The 1455-nt window shown below is 75.5% G+C and carries 1 protein-coding gene; it reads right to left on the bottom strand.

Going from position 1 to position 1455, the window contains the following annotated elements:
* A partial coding sequence (locus tag GPJ59_RS36185) for an acyltransferase domain-containing protein (protein WP_308120697.1) occupies window positions 1-1426 on the bottom strand: 1426 nt, incomplete at its 3' end.
* Between the last annotated feature and the right edge of the window lie 29 nt (window positions 1427-1455).

Here is a 1455-nt window from a genome sequence, read left to right as displayed (position 1 = left end):
CACCACGCACACCACCCAGCCAGAACCGCTCCCGCTGAAACGCATACGTCGGCAGCTCCACCCCACCCACAGCACCCGGGAACACCGACGACCACTCCACCGCCACCCCGTGCACGAACGCCTCGGCCATGGCTCGGCCGAAAGTCGTGGTCTCGGGCTGGTCGCGGCGCAGGGCGGCGCTCCAGCGCGGGCCGGTTGCACCGGCGGCACCGGTGGAGCCGGGGGCGTCCGCCGCGTCGGGGGCGTCCGGGAAGCAGGCCTGGCCCATGGCGGTGAGGACCCCGTCGGGGCCCAGTTCGAGGTAGGCGTTGACCCCGTGGTCGGCGAGCGTGCGGATGCCGTCGTGGAAGCGGACGGTCGCGCGGACGTGGCGAACCCAGTAGTCGGGTGAGGAGAGTTCCCCGGCCGTGGCGATCCGGCCGGTGACGTTGGAGACGATCGGGATGTCCGGGGCCCGGAACGTCAGCCGGGAGACGACGCGGCGGAACGTGTCGAGCATCGGTTCCATCAGCGGCGAGTGGAAGGCGTGGCTGACGTTGAGCTGCTTCGTGCGATGGCCGGCGGCCGCCAGGGCGGCGCCGATCCCGTCGACGGCGTCGCGGTCGCCGGAGACGACGACCGACTCGGGTCCGTTGACGGCGGCGATGTCGACGCCGGGCAGCAGCAGGGGCCGTACGACGTCCTCGGCGGCCCGGACGGAGAGCATGGCTCCGCCTTCGGGCAGGGCCTGCATGAGCCGGCCGCGCGCGGCGACGAGGGCGGCGGCGTCGGGGAGGGTCAGCATGCCGGAGACGTGCGCGGCGACCAGTTCGCCGACGGAGTGGCCGAGCAGGAAGTCGGGGCGCAGGCCCCAGCTGCGGGCGAGCCGGTAGAGGGCGACCTCCAGCGCGAACAGGCCGGCCTGGGTGTACTCGGTCCGGTCGAGCAGTGCCTGGTCCTCGAAGACGACCTCGCGGACGGGCCGGTCGTAGGCGCGGTCCAGCTCGGCGCATGCGGCGTCGAAGGCCTCGGCGAAGACGGGGAAGGCGGCGTACAACTCGCGTCCCATGCCGGCCCGCTGGGCGCCCTGCCCGGTGAAGAGGAAGGCCAGGCGGGGGTCGGGGTGGGCGGTGCCGCGGACCACGAGGGGGGCTTCGGCGCCGGCGGCGAGGGCGCGCAGTCCGTCGTGCAGCGCGGCGCGGTCGCCGCCGAGGACGACGGCGCGGTCGGGGAGGGCGGCGCGGGTGGTGGCCAGGGCGTGGCCGACCTCCGTGATCGGGGCGACCGGGGCGACCGGGGCACCCTCGCCTGTGCCCGCCGCGTCGTCCGCTCCCGCCGTGTGTGCCAGGAGCTGGGCGGCCTGGGCGTGCAGGGCGTCGGGGCCGCGGGCGGACACCCGCCACGGGCCCAGGGGAGGGGTGGGCCGGCCGGCGTGGTTCTGATACACAACTGCAGCGGCCGGCGCGGCTAAGCGGG

It is taken from the genome of Streptomyces bambusae (genome assembly GCF_019400985.1).
GTDB classification, from domain to species: domain Bacteria; phylum Actinomycetota; class Actinomycetes; order Streptomycetales; family Streptomycetaceae; genus Streptomyces; species Streptomyces bambusae_A.
The sequence above is the reverse complement of the archived record's forward strand: the minus strand, read 5'-3'. Positions and strand labels throughout refer to the sequence as shown.